Raw genomic sequence first — 15,599 nt, forward strand, 5'->3', positions numbered from 1 at the left:
GAGTTGTGTTTAGGTCGATATAAATGACGGGCTATAATGACGTACAGTTCACATTCTTCACGCCCTTACTTCCAACCAAAGGGGACTTCTTATAGTCTCTTCTCCACTACTGAGTTATTACTCACTCAAGCACCTGAAAGGCCATATTATGACAAGGGAAGCATTGCTGCCGAGCGAAAAAAATTACTATGATGAAGAGGGCAGCGTCTCCACCATCACTATTTTTAAAGGTCCGGTGCCGCTTACCGCTATTCAAAATCGAGTAAGAGAAATACTAAGTGCCAATCCTTGGTTGGCTGCAAGGCTTGGCCGGGATTCAGATGATACCGTCAAGTTTGTTCTCCCAACGGCGACGCCATTGATCTCTCCATTTTTCCAAAGTCATCTAATTGGTGACATCTCTAACGCAAGTAACGTCGATGGGCTTATCAAAGAGATTAACTCGGCACCGGTCAGCCGAAACTGTGCCAATCTATTCGCTCAGAAAGGCGCGAGGTGTATCGACAATGATGAACCGCTTTTTAAGCTGCGCCTTTGCTTGGGTGACGACGGGCGGTTTGCTCTGATTTTCTCTATGTCTCATGTGATTGGTGATGGAACCACTTATTACAACGTTTACCGAATGTTTGATTTAGCTTCACCTGTGGTCGCATTGAATTTTCAAAGGAAAACCGAATACCTCGCAAGAACCGCTCGCGGCTCCTTGCTCGACCCATCACAACGCCAAGTTATGCTGAAAAGAGTTAACCGCGACAAACTAGATGCTCAGAAACAAGAAATTAACGCGGCTATTGCCCCAAACTGGGTGTCTACCCATGATGTTCTCACCTCATGGTTTTTCACGGCCAGTCAGTCCGAATCTGGAGTGATAGCGGTGAATGCCCGCCCGCACCGAGATTATTTATCTCCCAATGATGTGGGAAACTATGTTGCCCCAGCAGTATGTGACACTCAAGGTGGCGTCTCTGCGACGGATATTCGTTCAGCGGTGGAGCAATTCAGAGCATCACCAGAAGAATCAGAAAACTCACCGCCAATTTCTACCGAGGCTTTCATCACCAGTTGGGCACAGAACTATACCGATCTTAATTTTAGTGAGGAATGCGTGTTGGAATCGCACTTTCCCTGCCAGCCATTAATGCCGGAATTCAGTGGCAGCGTAAGTAGCCTATATAAGAATTTCTTGCTGGTGTTTTGCTTGAATAGTAGAGAACTCGGGGTGGTGGTGCTAAGTGATGATCTCGATAAGTTTTTAAGGGAAGATTCGTTACTTGTCTAGCCCCGGTAATCCCCCAATGTGACACTATTCATTGTATTGTTGAAATTCGGTGTCACCCACTTTTAGTTCTACTAGGTATTAAGATGAAGCAAAATATTGTGCATATTGCATTGGTTGTCAGAGACTACGATGAAGCGATTGATTTTTATGTAAACAAACTAAAATTCGATCTTATCGAAGATACTTATCAACCCGAGCAAGATAAACGTTGGGTTGTTGTCGCTCCGCCAAATTCTCATGGTGTTACCTTATTGCTCGCGAAGGCTTCAAAGCCGATACAAAATGACTTTATTGGCAACCAAGCAGGTGGAAGGGTATTCCTATTTTTAAATACAGATGACTTCTGGCGAGACTACAATCGGATGATGTCAATCGGCATAAACTTCGTCCGCGACCCACAAGAACAAGACTATGGCACTGTCGCTGTCTTTGAGGACTTGTATGGTAATCGCTGGGACTTGCTACAACTAAACTCTGACCATCCGATGGCAAATAGATAGACGAAGTTCGGATCTGAATTCAGGTATAACCGTGTAGAACTCAATCACAGTAGAGCTTAATCACACCTTGTTTTTCGTGACGAAACTCATCGTGGTTTATTTTCATAAAGCTCTTTTACCATCTCTCTAGCCCACTGAAGGGCTTCGGGATAGTCAGTAAAAATGTGGTATTGGGCGGTATAAAGTTTCATGCCCTGGGGGACTAAATATTTATGGATATCAGAGTTGTATACAATGGTCTCATAAGATAGGCCATGTTCTTTGAACCATACGACCATATCGTTGATCGCCCCCCATACTTCGGGAGGGCATAGTTCCCATTTCCCAACAGCCATGAAGATTTCTCCCTGCCATGTGGTACTTCTTGTTAAGTCGAAACGGCTCGGTTCCTAAGCAAGTGATAGTGGGATATTGATGATTTTACTTAGTTCGAATCGCAGGTACCTCCAATTTCAACAGCTTCCCTCTGTGTTCTTCCATCCAACAAGCTAGGGAGTCGAGCGTTGGTTTCAATGTTTTGCCCAGTTCTGTAATCTGGTATTCAACGCGAGGTGGCATTTCAGGGTATATTTTTCTTGTAACGAGCCCTAGTGCTTCAAACGCTCTCAGCTGTTTGGTTAGTTCTTTTTGGGTGATGGTTCCTATTGCCCTCTGAAGAACTCCGAAGCGAACGACGTCATCGGTAACAATCAATCGATATAAAATGGGTATTGCCCACTTGCCAGAGACAATGTTTACAAAGTCCACCATCGGACAGCGAGCGTCAGGACTTATATTTCTAGTTTTTTCCTTAGTATCCATTTGGTACCTACTATCTTAATCATACTTTAACGTTAATAATGCTGACTTCACCTTGAAATAACAAGCGATTAGAGACACATGACAAAAAGATTAAGTGGGAAATATGTACTTATTACAGGTGGTACCGCGGGAATTGGCCTAGAGACAGCTAAACAGTGTCAAAAAGAAGGGGCTCGAATAGTTGTCACGGGGCGAAGTGAAGATGGATTAGCGAGCGCTAAAGATCAATTAGATGATTCTGCAATATTATTCAAAAGTGATGCATCTGATGTAAATCAACAAAGAGAGTTGGCACAAAGATTAATATCGGTATTTCCACGGTTAGACGTTATTTATATCAATGCAGCGGATGTTACCCATAAACCGATAGAAGACTGGGACGAAAATTGTTTTGATAAGGTTATGGATACAAACTTAAAAGGACCATTTTTTTTAATCCAATCTTTGTTGCCACACTTGTCTGATTCGGCATCGATTATCTTATGCGGTAGCGTATCAGCAAAAATTGGTCTGGCTCAAAGTAGTGTTTACGCGGCCAGTAAAGCGGCTCTTATGTCGTTATCTCGGACTCTGTCTGGAGAGCTAAAACAACGTGGAATTCGTGTCAATAGTATTAGCCCTGGACCTACGTATACAGACGCATTTGACAAGTTTGGATTGCCTGAAGAAAAACAAAATGCATTGATAGAAGAAGTGAAAGAATTGGTTCCCTTAAACAGAATGGGAACGCCGTTAGAAATAGCGAAGGCCATTATATTTATGGCTTCTGATGAATCATCTTATATGTTAGGTTCAGAGCTATCAATTGATGGTGGTGTTGGAAGTTTATAGATAAAATTGTATTTTTCATACGGTACTTATCGTCGGTTCTAGCTCTAACGCCCGACGATAAAATTTAATAGCATTTAAATAAAGTGGCTTATATAACAAGGAGTGAATGATTATGAGTTTGTATTCCAAGACTCTCCAAGAGGAATCAGGCGCTATTGAGCAAGCCCGAGAATGGGAAGCTAAAATGGTTAAAAATGGGTATTATCGTGAACACTTTTTTCAAGAGTTTTCTGAACACTTGAATACCTTATTCGATAGACCAATATCTCTATTGGAGGTAGGTTCAGGCCCCGGGCACCTTGCTTTAAATATCTTGCGATATAATCAGATAGCCCAATACACCCTGCTCGATCTCAGTGAATCCATGCATAGAATTGCCAAAGAGCACCTCGCTGACTATAGATCTCGACTGCAATTCCGAACAGCTAGCTTTCTCGATGGTGCTGCGTTTAAGCCCACTGAAGAGTTTGATGTGGCCGTGTGCATGCAATCAATCCACGAAGTAAGGGATAAAACCCTAGCAGCGAGTATTTATCGCAATATATGGGAAAGCATTAAGCCTGACGGTTACCTTTTAGTCTGTGATTTTATTTGTGGGGGGCAGGGAATGCATGATACGTCTGTCTTTATGACGAAATTGGAGCAAAGCCAAGCTCTAATTGAAGGGGGCTTCAAATCTGCTAAGTTACTTTCGACTTATGAAGGGCTCACTTTATATTGCGCTCAGAAGTAGTGCGTCATCATAGAATCGGAGAAAAGTTAATTTCTCGATATGATCCCCTGTGATTGGTCGCATGACGGGTCGTGACTCCAATTAGTTGAGCCACTAGTCATACTCTCGTTCTATGGAAGTACCAATCACCTTGTCGTGCATGGTCTCTGACTTAGAGAAACCTATGGTTTTTCTCACTAATCTCTTTAGTCGAGTGCGCAAAGTGAGATTGGTCCGCTCGATTCTCTGTGTGTAGCGTTTGCCCACAATGTTTTTTTTTGCGTGGTAAGTTTGCCGAATAAACACTGAAGTCATCCGTACAGAAGAAATTGATGGTAAAGGGAGTCAGCAAGTTTTGGAGGCGTTTGAACCTTGGCTCCCATGCGTACCACAACCAGCGTTGATTCTTTTTATTTCCGACAAACGACCATTGCTCGTCGACTTCGCAAATCAGTTCAATATTCGCGGCATCAAACGGGATCGTGGTCACTTGCCTTGGTTGGAGCTTTTTAGGTGCGCAAAACAGTTACGCCCATGTTTCATGACACGGTTAGTCTGAGAAAAAAAGCGACATGTCACTTCAACAGTAGCCATAATTCAATCCATATAAAAGAGAAAGATTATACACTAACTCAACCACTTGGCGTCATGACCCAATGACAGATTTGTTGATAGTGACAATATAATCCGAAGTTTCTTCGATTATGATGAAGCCACCAAGCCTGTCTTGATCAACTCGAAGAAATTCGACGCCAACAAACACATTAACTACATAATTCGATACTAAATAAATAGTAATATCCACGTCCAACTTGAAGGTGTCGCTCACTTACATCTAGAATTACAGGTGCATTTCAGCTACTGGAATCCGCACCTTTAAGTTAAATGGGGATAAATCCATGTTTTAAATAAAGGATCTGAGCCAGAATTTCATGGTGAGTCGGTTATTTAAGGTTATGAGGAAGGTTGAATGAGATATAACAGGTTAACACTTTGTCTCAATGTCATGTTGTTAATATGTTCAGGAGGCCTTCATTCTGAAGAATTTTCCGCAGGTTGCAGCACGCACACAGCACCTTTTTGCTTCAGTACTGATGGTAAAGTAGGGGGAGTGATTGTCGATATTGTGAATGAAATTACTCGGAGAATGGATTCATCAGTTAGCATGCAAGCGACTCCCATGAAGAGACTACAGCGCGAGTTAAAAGAAGGCGTTGTCGATATATCAGGGCCGATGATATACAACGAAGATCGCGCTTCATATCTTTATTTCTTGAGATCCCCAATATTTACTATTCGCCAAGGTGTTTATGGAATAAAAGGAAATAACTACGATTATTATTCAATCGGTGACTTATCAGGCAGGACGCTAGGAAAGCGACGTGGCTTTTATCTATCTGAGAATTTGGAAATGTTAGTTGAAGAGGGCAAAGTGAAAGTGCTTGAATCTAACTCATTTAATCAACTGTTTAATCAATTGTTCAGAGGCCGGGTTGACTATATAGCCCTGCCACGTGGCATTGTCGCCCTTCGCCGTTCTTCTTTATCAGATGAAGTTATTTTTCTTGGTTATCTAGGGGGGGAAACCAAGTTAAGCATAGGGATATCAAAATATGGCCAGCTAAAATCTAATGTAGATGAAGTCGAACGAATATTTCAAGAAATGCAATCGGATGGCTCATTGGAAGAAATTATATACAGATACTTCAGATCAGGCACTTTGGGTTGGTCTGATACCACTGGGTATTTCAGTATCGTAGAGTAGAGGCATTGCTGAAAATGCGCCGTTAACAACCGATCCGAAAGGAGCAACAAATACCGAAGCTGCTCGAGCATGGTTGGAAGAAGCAAAAGAGCTCGTTCTTTCATCTGCTGAGGGTGTCAATACTCCTTAGCATTTATCAATGGACTGCGCAGAGAATCATAGACACATGCCAGCCTCATTTTGAGGCTGATTAAGTTCCTTGTTGATAGCAGTTCAATATTAGATCAAACCAACTTCAGTCAAGCCCGAATTGTGGGGGGTATTTATCATACACTGGGATGTTGGTAGGTAATGTCGTCCATTTAGGTGCTGACTCAACGAACATGGCCAGTTTGGGAGCGAAACTTTCACTCGTATCAAAGACCCATCCATTTCAACTTTCCACTTCAATTTTTGAACTTAGTTTGTAGTTCGAGCCGGGGTGATACAGTAGGGCGGAGCTAATAAGGTGGTTTTGGCTCCAAGTGCGCCGATGCAGCAACAAACACGGCTCGCTGTTAGAAATACAAAGCAACGCTTGAACATCACCACTGGGGCTGATCGCTTCAACGGTATGCTCGATGGCACTGATTGGACAGTTTTCCGACAAATATTGATTCGGCGTGATTGATGAAAAATCTTGCTCCAGATATTGAGGAGCAAATTGTGTATTGACCCAACGGACTTCCAATTGAATCGGCTTATTTTGTTCAAAGTGGATGATCTCAGTGTAAAATACGGGGCTACCGATCATAATTCCCAATTTGATTGCCACAGATTCATCGGCGTCGATAGCGATTTGCTTCATTACACGGTTAGTGTACACGTGACCACGCTGACTGACTTCATCTGCAATGTTGCGAATACCGAGAAGTGGGGATTCCAATTTTTCTTTCGGCGTACAAACGAAGGTGCCAGCCCGTGGGCGTCTCTGTAATTTTCCCTCATTAACTAAATCACGGATGGCTTTGTTCACTGTCATCCGGCTGACGGAGAACTGCTCCGTCAGCTCAAGCTCGGTTGCGATTTTAGAACCCACGGGCCAAACACCCGAATTGATGTTTTCGTTAAGGTATTGCTTGATTTGGATATAAAGAGGGGCGTCAGACATATATATGCTTATTTGTACGGTGTTTAATTGACTATACAAATAAAGACGCCGTTTGGCTAGATGCTGGCTTTGCTATTCTGAGGTGCAGTGCTGGTTAGCAGTTTTGCCCGTAGCACATCGTAGAGCCAGTTAAAGCCGATTGCATAAAGAACAAAAAACAGCGCAACACCTATGTCCATGACTAGCACAGACCAGAAACCAAGTTGTAGCACCCACATGAGAACTGGAATCGTCAGTATCATCATGCCAAATTCAAAACCTAGCCCGTGCAATATACGGGTGGTAAATGTACGTTTGCTTCTATCGCTGCCATACAGGTGGTCATATCCATAGTTGTAAGCATAGTTCCACACCATGGCAATTAGTGACAGCGTCACTGCCAGTCCTGCCATCTCCGTTGCACCGTGTCCCGTCACCCATGTTGCTAACGTCGTCATTAGCATGAGGGCGATAAGCTCAAACAGCACCATATGTAAGACTCGTTCTTTGTGCGACATATCATTTCTCTCGTCGAAGGATTTGAATATCACAATATCTTAAATTATGATAAAAGAAAGATACTAACTATCACAAATAATGATATGTATAACATTGAGCAACTACGTATGTTCGTTACGGTGGTTGAACTGGGCTCGTTTTCTGCGTGTGCGAGAAAGCTAGGTAAAGTTCAATCTGCCGTGAGCCAGGGCATTGGTAATTTAGAAATTGACTTTGATATTCAACTTTTCGACCGTTCAACCAGAAAGCCGACTTTAACTAAACAAGGCGCGCAGTTATTTAAGCAGGCGAAAGCCATTGTGTTACAAGTCGAAGATTTGAGCGTCTGCGTCCAATCAATTGGCAACCAAGAAGAAGATGTGATTAAGCTAACACTAGATGACGCTTTAATCATGCCATCGCTATTTAGTGTGTTGAGCCAGTTCGCCGATCGCTTTCCTGCAACTGAAATCGAATTGCTGTCGGTATCGAGTACGGATGTGATTTCTGTGATCGGTGAGCAGCGTGCCGATGTCGGACTCATGTTTACTGATTTGACTTTTAATCGTGATATTGAACCGTGTTTCATCGGTAATCTACCTTTTAGTTCCGTATGTCACCCCGATCATGTTTTAGCTCAAATGGATCAGGTTAAAGCGACTGACTTGGCGGTACATCGTCAATTAATGCTGCGCGGCTACAAAGGCGAGTCTATTGAACAGTTTCCTGTAATTGCAGGAAAGGTCTGGTGGGCGAACAGCTTTCATGCAATCAAAAATATGATATCAAACGGCAATTTAGGTTGGTCCTATTTACCGAGTCACTCGGTTCAAGAGGACATAGACAATGGAGTGCTTGCCGAGGTCAATATCAGTTTTGACCATAAAGCATGGTGCCCACCGGTTGATTTGGTAGTCTCAAAACTAGGATCGAAGGGACCAGCGTTATCGTGGTTGGAAGAGGGGCTAAAAGTGCTGTTGGATTGAGTACATGGAAGATCGGCTAACTACCCACTATTTTTACGATAGTGAAGCGGTGTTGACTTGGTTGCGAGGCCAATTAGTTCAGTGTAAGTAAGGGCAGACGCTGCTACCACTAGCGTTTTTAGAGCAGGTAGCGGGGAATTCAGCTACTAAGATAGAATACGGGGAGGGGCTTCAGTAGACCGCAAGTATAGGAGCGCTATTGCTGCCACTATACTAAACGGCCTTTTTTCGATCTTAGTTATTGTTCATAAATCATTTTCAAGTGGAATTACTTCACCAGTACCGTTTTAACATTCATAAATTCATGAATGCCTTCGGCTGAGAGCTCTCGGCCAAAGCCTGATTGTTTCACTCCGCCGAACGGCAAGCGTGGGTCGGAAGCGACTTTACTGTTAATAGCGCAGGCTCCAACGTGGATTTTTTCGCGTGCGATGCGCTCGCCTTTAGCGAGATCTTGCGTAAAGACAGCTCCGGCTAAGCCAAATATAGAGTCGTTGGCAATTCGAATGGCATCGGCTTCGTCTTTGGCGGGTAAAACACAAACGACAGGACCAAAGAGTTCTTCTTCGTAGGCCGTCATGCCTTTGGTCACGCCAGTTAATAGAGTAGGGAGATAGAAGAATCCTTTCCCATCACGTACTGCCCCGCCCAATAGGCAAGTTGCGCCTTCAGCAATGGTGCGTTGAACTTGGCCGTCAAGCTCTAACATCAAATCTTCCCGCGCCATTGGACCAATATTTGTCGATGGGTCCATCGGATCGTTACATTGATACTGCGTTACTTTCGTTTTGACTTTTTCAATAAAGGCGTCATAGATATCAGCCACCACAATGAGGCGTTTGGCTGAAATACAAACTTGGCCTGCGTTATCGAGGCGAGATTCGACGCATTGCTCGGCTGCATGGTCGAGGTCGGCATCGCTTAATATTACATAGGGGTCGCTGCCTCCAAGCTCCAGTACCGCTTTTTTTAGTGCGCGCGCTGTTTGTGCTCCTACAATTGCGCCAGCTTTGCCACTGCCAGTGAGTGCAACCCCTGCAATTTGAGGATGTTCGATGATGGACTCAACGACATCAACATCGATCACTAAGCTGCGGAACAGGTGCTCTGGGAACCCGGCTTCCAAAAACGCCTTCTCCATTGCCAGCGCCGCTCCCGTTGAGTTGGGTGCATGTTTTAATAGTGCGGCATTACCACCCATAATATTGGGTACGGCAAAGCGCATGACCTGCCAGAAAGGGAAGTTCCATGGCATTATGGCGAAAATAGTGCCTAAAGGCTGGTAGGATACGTAGGATTTCTGGTGAGCGGTTTCGATTTTCCGGGGTTGCAAATGTTGCTCAGCATGCTCTGCGTAGTATTCACATAGCACGGCACACTTTTCGATTTCACGCTGAGACTGAGAGATTGGCTTGCCCATTTCTTGGGTAATTATCGTGGCGTATTGTTGCAGGTTTTTTCTAAGTACAGAAGCAAGACTGAGGATCAGCTTACGTCTTCTCTCCCAGTCACTTTCTCGCCAATGTGATTGCGTTTCGCTGACTTGTGAGATGACGGACATCACCTCGTCTTTTGGCATAATTGGGTAGCGGGCAATAACTTCTTCAGTCGATGGGTTAGTGACGTCCAATGTATTCATATTTAATACCTTTCTAAACAAGTAAGGGGCTATAAAGCCCCTTGGTAGTGTAAATTCAATAGCGGCGTGAACCCAAGTTATCACTTGGTTTTTGCTTTAGGCGTAGGTCTCTTTATTTCACAGTATTATTATTGAGTTATATCGTTATTGCACGGTGTCATTGAGGTGATGAAACAGCTTCATATTCTCACTGTAATCCACGGGAATAATGATGACGCTAGGCTTGTCACGCACAGAAAATGCCTCTTGCAGTGCAGGGATAAGCTGCTCGCTGCCAGTTAATCTTATACTATGGCAACCAAAGGATTTGGCTAACCCCTCTAAATCAGGATTTTGTAGGCCGACATGAGGTGAGTAGGCGTCAAAGTGCATCTCTTGCTTCCATTTTATCAGCCCATAATTGTGGTCTTCCCACACTAGAGTGACAAATGGGACCTTGAGGTTAACCCCCGTCGTGAGCGCTTGAATGCTCATCATAAAACCGCCATCTCCACACACAGCTACCACATCGGTATTTGGATTCAAACGCTTGGCTTCAAGTGCTCCGGGCATGCTGCCGCCCATTGAGCAAAATCCATTACTGATAAAGCAGGTTTTTGATTTACGAGCGCCATATTGGCGCGCTATCCACATTTTGTGCGCGCCAACATCGCTGACGAGAATATCGTCGTCGGTGAGTGTCGCCCGTACATCTTGTAGAATACGCTTTGGTTTCATCGGAAAGCTGGCATCGCATTTATCGCTGTCGAGCTCTTGTTGGATAGTCATTTGCATGCCGGCAAAGTAAGGTGCGCTTTTGCGGTGTTTTTCCTGAACCTTATCGTTCATCTGTTGCAAGATAGTAGAAATGTGCCCAACCATTTCTAAGTTAGGCATATATTTCATATCCACTTCAGCAGGCTCAGGCCCGATATGTATGATCTTTTTCTCCACGCCATTATTCCAGCGGGCAGGAGGGTATTCGACCAAGTCATAGCCAACACAAATCACCAGATCCGATTGTTCGAATGCTTCAATGACCAAATCTTTCATCCCCATTCCGACACAATGTAAGGAGCGGGCATATAAGTTGGTGATTGCTCCTTTGCCCATGAAGGTATGAGTGGAATAGAGATTGGTTTTATCGGTGAAGGTTTTGAGTGCTTCGTCGCTTTCACATACCACCGCGCCGTGGCCAATCAGTAAAATTGGCTTTTCGCTTTGTTCAAGCAGTGTGAGAGCTTGTTGGATATGAGTTTCAGATGCCGAGATTTCAAGCGCCGCGTCGGATTTGTTGAGAGGCTTAACGTCGGTATCATGTGAGGCGATGTCTTCGGGCAATTCGATTAGCACCGCACCGGGGATCCCAGAAGTGGCAATCTTGAATGCTTTCGCAATTACTTCAGGGATGACGCTGGCGTCTCGAATGGTAGTGGACCATTTAGTGACCGACTTAAACATGGATACTGAATCCATATTCTGGTGAGATTCTTTGTGTAAACGCGCGCTGTCTGCTTGGCCAATGATGGCAATGAGCGGGGCGTTATCCATATTAGCTTGAGCCACACCAGTCAATAAGTTCGTGGCGCCAGGGCCTAATGTCGCTAAACAGATCCCCGGGCTGCCTGTTAACTGACCATGCATGGTCGCCATAAACGCAGCAGTTTGCTCGTGTCGGGTGGTGATAAATTCAATATCTGATGATTGCAGTGACATCATCACATCGGCGTTTTCTTCTCCAGGAACGCCAAATATGCTCTTGGCTCCCTGTATTTCCAAACATCTTAAAAATAGATCCGAGGCTTTCACTTGAATGTCCTACTCAATTTGGGAGAACTAACAATATCTGCCCCATTCTGGGGCCTGTCAATAAGGAGAGGGGAGATACTTAAGTGATCTCACCCAGTATTTTCTTCTATTCCTGTTCAGCGACTTCTCTAGTTGCCGACTGAGATTCTGCTGAAGTGATCTGAATGTTTGTTTCTCGACAATGGAAAAATAAAAGCATAAAAATGGAAAGCAAGCTAAGCGCAATCAAGACCGCGAACCCGTAATAAAATTGCCCGGTGGCACTGACAATATAGCCCGTCAACATAGGTGCCACGATGCCGGACAAAGCAAAAAATGAAGACATGACCCCTTGGACTGTCCCGCTAATATCTTCAGCCACATCGATATTGATAGCGAAATAGTTGGCGTTGGTCGACATAAATGCCGTCACAGCCAAAGTAATAAAAATGATCACTGTGGTCATGCTTGGCGAAATCAGGATTGGCACGATACAGACGAGTGCAGCGAGTTGGGAAACAATCATTGGGTAGCTACGGCTAACTCGCAAACTGCCGGATTTTTTGTACAGCCAGTCACCCAAATAACCATTCAGCACAATAGCGGCTGATGCACTTAACCAAATCACCAAAGACATCCAACCGATATTATTTAAGCTCAGGTCATACTTGTGATGGAGGTAGATTGGTAGCCAGCTCATAAAAAAGAATAGGTAGTACCCGAATACAAAAAACGCGATGTAATTGGCGATTAACGTTGGAGATTGAAAGCTGCGTTTGAGCGCGTCGACAATTGGTACACCTTGTTGAAACTCGTGATTTGGTTGGGGCTGGTGATTTTCTGTAGATTGAAGGCTGGATTGACTCGCATTGTTTCTAGGAGTATCGGTGAAAAAGAAGAACCAAAGAGGCACCCAGATAACACTGACGCCCGCCAATACATAGAACATGCTTCGCCAGCCAAAATGGCTCACAAGAGTGGAGACGATCGGGCTGCCGATCGCCAACGCCATTGGCACCGCTGCAAGTGAAAAGCCAAATGCCTTGGTCCGGTGCTCGGCATCAATGCTGGTGGAAATTGCTTTGGTCATACATGGAAACCCCGCACCCTCCGCAAAACCAAGTAACAGTCGCATCATATAGGCCGACATAAATCCAATCGCCATGCCTCCGCCCACCATTGAAAGGCCCCATAAAATAATCGATACAGTGAGAATGAGCTTGGCTCCCCACTTATCAACCAAAATACCGGAAGTAAAATTGGAAACCAGATAGCCCAACCCGAAAGCGCTCATAATGATTCCAGTTTGGGCATAGTTTAGCGAGAAGTCTTTCACCATGTCGGGCATAGCAAAACTTATCGCCGATCGGTCAATATAGTTAATCAGAGTGATCAGCACCAGCAAGGCGATGATCATCCAAGGTCGGGTATTGCTTCGTTGGCTCATAGTTGTTTCTTCCCTAAACACGAAAGCAGCAGAGCCAGACTCTCTGCGTGGAGAGTTCACTTGCTGTCTTTGCTTGCGATAAAAATCAGTAGGTTAGGATAGAGCGTTCGAGAGTGGTGTATATAGGCATTTGGTCGAATAGGGTGGCTTTATTACGGCTAGCCCTGCTGACTTAAGGAATGGATAAATTGGTGCACTATAACTAATTGTTGTGAGCGTCATATCCAGTTTTACTTTTCTAGTATCTATTTTTAGCGGAGTAAAATGCTTATATCATTCGATATGGAGTTGTTGGTCAGTTAGCTAGGGGAGCGATTAACGGATAATCGTCATGCACCTGTCGCTGCACGTTAAAGAGTGTAAATCAGCGAATAAAGATCGAAACTTTTCGAGTCGAGAGTGACTTAGATATGCCCCATTCCTGCTTTGCCTGATCTCATGATTACAAGAGGGAAAATGGATCTTGCCTTAATAAAAGTAATCCGGAGTGCTTCTCGTATACGTGTCTTTGGTATTAGCTTAACTCGATGTCTCAACCTGAGCAGCCTAGATCGCTCAATGAAGTGTCTAGTCTAACTGGGTCAGATCACCCCTCGGGTTTCGTCCATGTGTCACAACGAGGTCCGTTTGAGAACAAAAGCGACATTCCACTTCAACATTTTGGCACTGCTATTTTGTCTACCAAGATGGCTTTAACTACAAAGATATCAATTATTCGTGGTGGGCACATTCGTTTCCTATACTTACATCGTCATCGGACTAACTCGATAGGAATCAACGATGCGAAAGTTTACAGTAGCTATTGGTATTTTAAGTTTAATCGTTTCAGTGGCGATTAAAGCGGAGACGCTAATATTAACATCACTGGATTGGCCTCCTTATTCAGGGAAGTCACTGCCTGATCAAGGTGCCTCAGTTGCCGTTGTGAAAGCGGCTGTTGAAGCGATGGGCCACTCGTTAAAGGTTGAATTTTACCCCTGGTCCAGAACGGTTCACCTTGCAAAAACATACAAAAAAATAGTAGGTTATTTTCCGGAATATAAATTTGATTCCACAGACATTGTATTTTCCGATAAGATAGGAACCGGTCCGCTAGGGTTTGTTGAAAACGTTGCAGATCCTATCACTTGGTCAAGTCTAAACGATCTCAAGTCATACAAAATTGGTGTTGTTCGTGGTTATGTGAATACCGTAGAGTTTGATGCCATGGTTGCATCGGGAGAGATTCAAGCAGTTGAAGCTAAATATGATGACGTGAATTTGAAAAAAGTAGCCACAAAACGTGTTCCTCTTGCCGTGATAGACAGTAATGTTTTGACATACCTCGTCTCTAACACTACTAGCCTCAAGCAATATGACAAAACGTTAGTCATGAATCCCAAACTTCTTGCTGAGAAAGGTTTGTACATTGCGTTTACTAATGATTCAGAGGGTAAACGTTGGAAAGCCATTGTCGATGAAGGTCTAAGTAAAATTGATGTCAATAAGGTGATGAATGATCACCTAAGTCAGTAAGGATATTCGTGCCAATTAGAAGCAGAAAGCTGCCATATTGTTGTTATAAACCCAAGTCACTTGGGTATAGGGGCTTTACTCATGAGCGTTGTAATCAGGTTTGTCATCGAGATAAAAATTTAAACTTTAGCGACTGTAGTGCTCAACTAACATTGGCCACCGTTTTGTAAGTTCCCCAGCATTGAACTTGGCGGTTTGTTGACCATTATTTATTCGTATATTTTCCTGATCGTAATGACTTACGTGTTTTGGTTTCGAAAAAAGAATGAGCTTTAGATCGATAGATAGGTAGCTTGCATTGCACTCCATTAGAAATTCGTTTCCTCCCCATCATGTTTTCAGCCTGAAGGTAAGTCGATAGAACTTTAGGTGAATAATCTGGATCGCATTGACTAAAAATTTTGTAAGGCGTCTAGCATAATATTGCCCCTAAACCATTTAGGGTTGAGGTACTATTGACTATCATTTCAGCTGATTTACAGTACCTGAACGGCTCTTCTCCGCTTAAGTGAGCTTGATATTTGGATAAAAGGTTGAATGAGTATCAGGTACGGATGTTTGTCTGATCTTCAGTTTGAAGTAATCTATATCTCTGATGCCTCGGGCTCTTCTTCTGAGTAAACCTATAGAAACATTCCCAGCTTCAACCCGAGCATTCGTTAGCTTATATTTTGCATAGTTACAGATACCGACTCTTCTATCCCATAAAGCATCAGCAAAGTTACATAGGGAGAGAACTCGTGTTGATTTCGCTAGACGACACCATCCTTTGAGTGCTTGTGTCATGGTG

15 protein-coding genes and 1 pseudogene are annotated in these 15,599 nt (G+C 43.9%); 7 read left to right on the forward strand and 9 right to left on the reverse strand.

Features of this window, described 5'->3' with window-relative positions:
* Positions 1–148 precede the first annotated feature (148 nt).
* Positions 149–1,279, forward strand: coding sequence for a hypothetical protein (locus tag L4C34_RS15435; protein ID WP_428790241.1), 1,131 nt, complete (start codon positions 149–151; stop codon positions 1,277–1,279).
* An 83-nt stretch (positions 1,280–1,362) separates the two neighbouring features.
* Positions 1,363–1,779, forward strand: coding sequence for a VOC family protein (locus L4C34_RS15440; RefSeq protein ID WP_428790242.1), 417 nt, complete (start codon positions 1,363–1,365; stop codon positions 1,777–1,779).
* 86 nt (positions 1,780–1,865) lie between these two features.
* On the opposite strand, the gene L4C34_RS15445 is transcribed toward L4C34_RS15440, so the two are convergent.
* Both L4C34_RS15445 and L4C34_RS15450 read right to left on the reverse strand, forming a co-directional pair.
* Positions 1,866–2,114, reverse strand: a complete 249-nt coding sequence (locus L4C34_RS15445) for a hypothetical protein (RefSeq protein ID WP_428790243.1) — start codon at positions 2,112–2,114, stop codon at positions 1,866–1,868.
* Positions 2,115–2,199: 85 nt separating this feature from the next.
* Positions 2,200–2,580: a winged helix-turn-helix transcriptional regulator gene (locus tag L4C34_RS15450; protein WP_428790244.1), complete on the reverse strand. Its 381-nt coding sequence runs from the start codon at positions 2,578–2,580 to the stop codon at positions 2,200–2,202.
* A 78-nt stretch (positions 2,581–2,658) separates the two neighbouring features.
* Here L4C34_RS15450 and L4C34_RS15455 point away from each other — a divergent pair, with 78 nt between their 5' ends.
* On the forward strand, positions 2,659–3,411 hold the full coding sequence (locus L4C34_RS15455) for an SDR family oxidoreductase (protein WP_428790245.1): 753 nt from the start codon (positions 2,659–2,661) through the stop codon (positions 3,409–3,411).
* Between the two features lie 112 nt (positions 3,412–3,523).
* The gene (locus tag L4C34_RS15460; RefSeq protein ID WP_428790246.1) at positions 3,524–4,144 is read left to right on the forward strand and encodes a class I SAM-dependent methyltransferase; all 621 of its coding nucleotides are present in this window, start codon (positions 3,524–3,526) and stop codon (positions 4,142–4,144) included.
* Between the two features lie 93 nt (positions 4,145–4,237).
* Here the strand turns inward: L4C34_RS15460 and L4C34_RS15465 are convergent.
* A pseudogene (locus L4C34_RS15465) lies at positions 4,238–4,634 on the reverse strand (IS1 family transposase); the annotation flags it as partial.
* A 495-nt stretch (positions 4,635–5,129) separates the two neighbouring features.
* On the opposite strand from L4C34_RS15465, the gene L4C34_RS15470 reads away from it, so the two are divergent.
* Complete coding sequence (locus L4C34_RS15470; protein WP_428790257.1) at positions 5,130–5,888, forward strand: substrate-binding periplasmic protein; 759 nt, start codon at positions 5,130–5,132, stop codon at positions 5,886–5,888.
* 373 nt (positions 5,889–6,261) lie between these two features.
* Here L4C34_RS15470 and hutC read toward each other — a convergent pair whose 3' ends face one another.
* The gene (hutC, locus tag L4C34_RS15475) at positions 6,262–6,978 is read right to left on the reverse strand and encodes a histidine utilization transcriptional repressor HutC (RefSeq protein WP_428790247.1); all 717 of its coding nucleotides are present in this window, start codon (positions 6,976–6,978) and stop codon (positions 6,262–6,264) included.
* A gap of 56 nt (positions 6,979–7,034) precedes the next feature.
* On the reverse strand, positions 7,035–7,475 hold the full coding sequence (locus L4C34_RS15480) for a PACE efflux transporter (RefSeq protein ID WP_428790248.1): 441 nt from the start codon (positions 7,473–7,475) through the stop codon (positions 7,035–7,037).
* A gap of 84 nt (positions 7,476–7,559) precedes the next feature.
* Between L4C34_RS15480 and L4C34_RS15485 the strand changes: the two genes are divergently transcribed.
* On the forward strand, positions 7,560–8,441 hold the full coding sequence (locus L4C34_RS15485) for a LysR family transcriptional regulator (RefSeq protein WP_428790249.1): 882 nt from the start codon (positions 7,560–7,562) through the stop codon (positions 8,439–8,441).
* Positions 8,442–8,709: 268 nt separating this feature from the next.
* Here L4C34_RS15485 and L4C34_RS15490 read toward each other — a convergent pair whose 3' ends face one another.
* The 3 genes from L4C34_RS15490 to L4C34_RS15500 all read right to left on the reverse strand — a co-directional run bounded on the left by L4C34_RS15490 (position 8,710) and on the right by L4C34_RS15500 (position 13,294).
* Positions 8,710–10,080 (reverse strand): NAD-dependent succinate-semialdehyde dehydrogenase, encoded by a 1,371-nt coding sequence (locus L4C34_RS15490; protein ID WP_428790250.1) that lies wholly within the window; start codon positions 10,078–10,080, stop codon positions 8,710–8,712.
* A gap of 144 nt (positions 10,081–10,224) precedes the next feature.
* Positions 10,225–11,868 (reverse strand): acetolactate synthase large subunit, encoded by a 1,644-nt coding sequence (locus L4C34_RS15495; RefSeq protein ID WP_428790251.1) that lies wholly within the window; start codon positions 11,866–11,868, stop codon positions 10,225–10,227.
* A 106-nt stretch (positions 11,869–11,974) separates the two neighbouring features.
* Positions 11,975–13,294: an MFS transporter gene (locus L4C34_RS15500; protein ID WP_428790252.1), complete on the reverse strand. Its 1,320-nt coding sequence runs from the start codon at positions 13,292–13,294 to the stop codon at positions 11,975–11,977.
* A gap of 780 nt (positions 13,295–14,074) precedes the next feature.
* Between L4C34_RS15500 and L4C34_RS15505 the strand changes: the two genes are divergently transcribed.
* Positions 14,075–14,809, forward strand: a complete 735-nt coding sequence (locus tag L4C34_RS15505) for a substrate-binding periplasmic protein (protein WP_428790253.1) — start codon at positions 14,075–14,077, stop codon at positions 14,807–14,809.
* A 504-nt stretch (positions 14,810–15,313) separates the two neighbouring features.
* On the opposite strand, the gene L4C34_RS15510 is transcribed toward L4C34_RS15505, so the two are convergent.
* The coding region (locus L4C34_RS15510; RefSeq protein ID WP_428789700.1) for a transposase at positions 15,314–15,599 on the reverse strand (286 nt) is incomplete at its 5' end.

Source organism: Vibrio profundum, assembly GCF_050337555.1.
In the GTDB taxonomy this organism is placed as follows: Bacteria; Pseudomonadota; Gammaproteobacteria; order Enterobacterales; family Vibrionaceae; genus Vibrio; species Vibrio profundum.

Bases quoted from the DNA above. Each gene is read 5' to 3' on its own strand.
- L4C34_RS15435 (WP_428790241.1), top strand. From the start codon at position 149: ATGACAAGGGAAGCATTGCTGCCGAGCGAAAAAAATTACTATGATGAA.
- L4C34_RS15440 (WP_428790242.1), top strand. From the start codon at position 1,363: ATGAAGCAAAATATTGTGCATATTGCATTGGTTGTCAGAGACTACGAT.
- L4C34_RS15445 (WP_428790243.1), bottom strand. From the start codon at position 2,114: ATGGCTGTTGGGAAATGGGAACTATGCCCTCCCGAAGTATGGGGGGCG.
- L4C34_RS15450 (WP_428790244.1), bottom strand. From the start codon at position 2,580: ATGGATACTAAGGAAAAAACTAGAAATATAAGTCCTGACGCTCGCTGT.
- L4C34_RS15455 (WP_428790245.1), top strand. From the start codon at position 2,659: ATGACAAAAAGATTAAGTGGGAAATATGTACTTATTACAGGTGGTACC.
- L4C34_RS15460 (WP_428790246.1), top strand. From the start codon at position 3,524: ATGAGTTTGTATTCCAAGACTCTCCAAGAGGAATCAGGCGCTATTGAG.
- L4C34_RS15470 (WP_428790257.1), top strand. From the start codon at position 5,130: ATGTTGTTAATATGTTCAGGAGGCCTTCATTCTGAAGAATTTTCCGCA.
- hutC (WP_428790247.1), bottom strand. From the start codon at position 6,978: ATGTCTGACGCCCCTCTTTATATCCAAATCAAGCAATACCTTAACGAA.
- L4C34_RS15480 (WP_428790248.1), bottom strand. From the start codon at position 7,475: ATGTCGCACAAAGAACGAGTCTTACATATGGTGCTGTTTGAGCTTATC.
- L4C34_RS15485 (WP_428790249.1), top strand. From the start codon at position 7,560: ATGTATAACATTGAGCAACTACGTATGTTCGTTACGGTGGTTGAACTG.
- L4C34_RS15490 (WP_428790250.1), bottom strand. From the start codon at position 10,080: ATGAATACATTGGACGTCACTAACCCATCGACTGAAGAAGTTATTGCC.
- L4C34_RS15500 (WP_428790252.1), bottom strand. From the start codon at position 13,294: ATGAGCCAACGAAGCAATACCCGACCTTGGATGATCATCGCCTTGCTG.
- L4C34_RS15505 (WP_428790253.1), top strand. From the start codon at position 14,075: ATGCGAAAGTTTACAGTAGCTATTGGTATTTTAAGTTTAATCGTTTCA.